The 4,610-nt window shown below is 43.0% G+C and carries 4 protein-coding genes; all 4 read left to right on the forward strand.

From position 1 onward, the window contains the following. Positions 1 to 338: 338 nt before the first annotated feature. Complete coding sequence (gene rpsL / locus LRA01S_RS10180; protein ID WP_003140270.1) at positions 339 to 752, forward strand: 30S ribosomal protein S12; 414 nt, start codon at positions 339 to 341, stop codon at positions 750 to 752. A 20-nt stretch (positions 753 to 772) separates the two neighbouring features. Next, a complete protein-coding gene (gene rpsG, locus LRA01S_RS10185) occupies positions 773 to 1,240 on the forward strand; it encodes a 30S ribosomal protein S7 (protein ID WP_003140269.1) in 468 nt (155 codons plus the stop codon). Between the two features lie 295 nt (positions 1,241 to 1,535). Then, entirely contained in the window at positions 1,536 to 3,611 is a 2,076-nt protein-coding gene (gene fusA, locus LRA01S_RS10190) for an elongation factor G (RefSeq protein ID WP_061775507.1), read from the forward strand. A gap of 118 nt (positions 3,612 to 3,729) precedes the next feature. Continuing rightward, positions 3,730 to 4,548: a pur operon repressor gene (gene purR, locus LRA01S_RS10195; RefSeq protein WP_061775508.1), complete on the forward strand. Its 819-nt coding sequence runs from the start codon at positions 3,730 to 3,732 to the stop codon at positions 4,546 to 4,548. Positions 4,549 to 4,610: the final 62 nt, after the last annotated feature.

The following is a 4,610-nucleotide window of genomic DNA, read 5'->3' on the forward strand; positions in this document are numbered from 1 at the left end:
ATGCTTCTTTGTGCTTTGAACATAAGGCTTGACAAGGCCTTTTCTATGTGATAAACTGATAGACGGTACTTTTTCATTTGGTCAAACAAAAGGAGCATGTTTTCGAGCATCTGAACTTCGGACTAGCTTCTTAGGAAAATTCCTATTTTTCTATGGAAGCTTGCGCGATGCGCACCGTCCTCAGTATCTTAAATATGTAGTATCCAAACTTCTTGTCGGAACTTGGCGTAAGCGACCATATACCGACACACCCAAAACGAAAAAACGAAAGGAATGCTTTCAAGTTTATTATCGCTTGTTGACGTCAGTCAAAATAAACTTCTGAAAGCAAGCAAGAAATGCCTACTATTAACCAATTGGTTCGCAAACCGCGTAAATCAAAAGTTGTTAAATCAACAGCACCAGCCTTGAACGTTGGCTTCAACAGCCGCAAAAAAGTTCAAACGAAAACAAACTCACCACAAAAACGTGGGGTTGCTACTCGTGTTGGCACAATGACACCTAAAAAACCCAACTCAGCTTTGCGTAAATTCGCACGTGTGCGTTTGTCAAACCTGATTGAAGTAACAGCTTACATCCCAGGTATCGGCCATAACTTACAAGAACACAGCGTGGTATTACTTCGTGGTGGACGTGTAAAAGACCTTCCAGGGGTACGTTACCATATCGTTCGTGGTGCACTTGATACTGCAGGTGTAACAGATCGTAAACAAGGCCGTTCTAAATACGGTACTAAAAAACCAAAAGCATAATCTGAAAGGAGATAAGATAAATGCGTAAAAATCGTGCACCAAAACGTGAAGTTTTGGCAGATCCACTTTATAACTCAGTCGTAGTCACTCGCCTTATCAACCGCGTTATGCTTGATGGTAAACGTGGTACGTCAGCGAGCATCGTTTACGGCGCTTTCGAACAAATCAAAGAAGCTACTGGAACAGAAGCTATCGAAGTATTTGAACAAGCAATGGAAAACATCATGCCAGTTCTTGAAGTTCGCGCTCGCCGTGTTGGTGGGTCAAACTACCAAGTCCCAGTTGAAGTACGTCCAGAACGTCGTGTAACCCTTGGTTTGCGTTGGTTGGTAACAATCGCCCGCAAACGTGGTGAACATACAATGCAAGACCGTTTAGCTAAAGAAATCATGGACGCAGCTAACAACACTGGTGCTGCAGTTAAAAAACGTGAAGACACACATAAAATGGCTGAAGCCAACCGCGCCTTCGCTCACTTCCGTTGGTAATTTTGATTTTGCGTCGGCTATGCACTCGCTTTTCTTCACTTGCGTACCTCAGTACGCGGCGATCAGAAAATCAAGCACCTAGCTCTAGCAAAATCAAAATTGCGGTAAACTTTGTTATTTCGTCAGAACAGCAAGGTGCACCAGCAATTTCTCACAAAACATCATCTAACCACGATAACATTGTGAGAACCCAAGTGGGATAAAATTAAACAAAGTAACTCAAGAAAAATACTAGGTGGGCGACCTGCCTTCCTAGTATTTTTCACTCAAACATATATATTAGGAGACCTATACAATGGCACGCGAATTTTCACTTGAAAACACTCGTAACATCGGTATCATGGCTCACGTCGACGCTGGTAAAACAACAACGACTGAGCGTGTACTTTACTATACTGGTAAAATCCATAAAATTGGTGAAACCCACGAAGGCGCTTCACAAATGGACTGGATGGCCCAAGAACAAGAACGTGGTATCACAATCACTTCAGCTGCAACAACAGCTGCATGGCATGACACACGTATCAACATCATCGACACACCAGGTCACGTGGACTTCACAATCGAAGTACAACGTTCACTCCGTGTTTTGGATGGTGCGGTAACTGTATTGGATGCCCAATCAGGTGTTGAACCTCAAACTGAAACAGTTTGGCGTCAAGCAACTGAATACGGTGTTCCACGTATCGTATTTGCTAACAAAATGGATAAAATCGGTGCAGACTTCTTCTACTCATTGTCTACACTTCATGACCGTTTGAACGCAAACGCTCATCCAATCCAAATTCCAATCGGAGCTGAAGAAGACTTCGAAGGAATCATCGACTTAGTAACAATGCGTGCCGAAGTCTATACAAATGACCTTGGAACTGACATTCTTGACGAAGAAATTCCAGAAGCTTACCGTGAGCAAGCTGAAGAATGGCGTGCTAAATTGATCGAAGCTGTTGCTGATACTGATGAAGACATCATGATGAAATATCTTGAAGGTGAAGAAATCGGCGAAGCTGAACTGAAAGCTGCTATCCGTAAAGCAACAATCAACGTTGAATTCTACCCAATGCTTGCAGGTTCTGCCTTCAAGAACAAAGGTGTTCAAATGATGCTTGACGCGGTTGTTGACTACTTGCCAGCACCAACTGACGTACCAGCAATCAAAGGTGTTACACCTGACGGTGAAGAAACTGAACGTCATGCTGACGATTCAGAACCATTTGCAGCCCTTGCCTTTAAAGTTATGACTGACCCATTCGTAGGTCGTTTGACATTCTTCCGTGTATACTCTGGTGTCTTGTCATCAGGTTCATACGTTTTGAACGCTTCAAAAGGTAAACGCGAACGTATCGGTCGTATCCTTCAAATGCACGCAAACACACGTAACGAAATCAACGATGTTTATTCAGGTGATATCGCTGCCGCTGTTGGTTTGAAAGATACAACAACTGGAGACTCATTAACAGACGAGAAAAACCCAGTTATTCTTGAATCTATCGAATTCCCAGAACCAGTTATCCAAGTTATGGTTGAGCCTAAATCTAAAGCTGACCAAGATAAAATGGGTGTTGCCCTTCAAAAACTTGCTGAAGAAGATCCATCATTCCGCGTTGAAACAAACGTTGAAACTGGAGAAACACTGATCGCTGGTATGGGTGAGCTTCACTTGGATATCCTCGTTGACCGTATGCGTCGTGAGTTCAACGTTGATGCCAACGTTGGTGCGCCACAAGTATCATACCGTGAAACATTCCGTGCTCCTGTCACTCAAGCCGAAGGTAAATTCGTTCGTCAATCAGGTGGTAAAGGTCAATACGGTCACGTTTGGGTTGAGTTCACACCAAATGAAGAAGGTAAAGGTTTCGAATTCGAAAACGCTATCGTCGGTGGTGTGGTTCCGCGTGAATACATCCCAGCTGTTGAAAAAGGTTTGGCAGAAGCAATGCAAAACGGTGTCCTTGCTGGCTACCCACTTGTTGACGTGAAAGCAAAACTTTACGATGGGTCATACCATGATGTCGATTCAAATGAAACGGCCTTCCGTGTTGCGGCATCATACGCTTTGAAAGCAGCTGCTCCTAAAGCGAACCCAGTTATCCTTGAACCAATGATGAAAGTAACAGTAACTGTTCCTGAAGAAAATCTTGGGGATATCATGGGCCACGTTACAGCTCGTCGTGGACGTGTTGAAGGTATGGAAGCACATGGTAACAGCCAAATCGTTCATGCTTTTGTACCACTTGCTGAAATGTTCGGTTATGCAACAACTCTCCGTTCATCTACACAAGGACGCGGTACTTTCATGATGGTATTTGACCACTATGAAGATGTGCCTAAATCAGTTCAAGAAGCAATCATCAAGAAAAATCAAGGTTAATCTTAACCAGAAGACGCGAACAATTTTAATTGTTCGTGTTTTTTGATATAATAGAAGATATCAGGATAAGATTTTAAAAAATAAAAAAGTGAAACTAGTGATTGAAAAGGGGTACATGATGAAAAGAAGTGAACGATTGGTGGATTTTACCAACTATTTGTTGAATCACCCTAGAAAACTTACGACACTATCTTTTTTTAGTGAACGATATAAAGCAGCTAAGTCTTCGATTTCTGAGGATTTGGTTATCATCAAACGCATTTTCGATGAAACTGAAGTAGGGACAGTCGAGACATTTGCAGGTGTTTCGGGCGGTGTCGTCTTCACCCCTGCGATTTCCGATAAAAACTCTCAAGAGATCGCGTCAGAAATCGCCGCTCTTATGGGGGAAAGCAATCGCATATTGCCTGGGGGGTATATTTACCTCTCAGATATCTTAGGTAGTCCCAAAAATCTCGATAAAATCGGCAAAATCATTGCTCACGAATATGTCGGCAAACAAATCGATGCTATCATGACCATTGCCACAAAAGGTATTCCCATTGCCCAAGCGGTCAGTAGTATCCTAGATGTCCCGTTTGTCATCGTCAGACGCGATCCTAAGGTCACAGAAGGGGCAACCCTTAATGTTAACTACATGTCAGGCTCAAGCTCTAAGGTAGAGAATATGACCCTTTCTAAGCGCTCTCTTGCACCAGGGCAACGCGTGCTGATCGTTGATGACTTCATGAAAGGCGGCGGTACACTGAATGGGATGAAGTCTCTGGTACATGAGTTCGACTGTCTCCTTGCAGGAGTTGCCGTATTTGCAGAAGGTCCGTTTAAAGGTGAACGCCTGATTTCCGACTATAAATCTATTTTGAAAATTGATAGCATTGATGTGGAGAAACGTTCGATCGATGTTACCTTGGGAAACATCTACACAGAAGAAAAATAAATGCAGGGCGAAAGCCTTGTTTTTTGTTGTCAAATTACTGAAATACAGTAAAAAAGGTCGCC

Source organism: Pseudolactococcus raffinolactis NBRC 100932 (genome assembly GCF_001591765.1).
GTDB classification, from domain to species: domain Bacteria; phylum Bacillota; class Bacilli; order Lactobacillales; family Streptococcaceae; genus Pseudolactococcus; species Pseudolactococcus raffinolactis.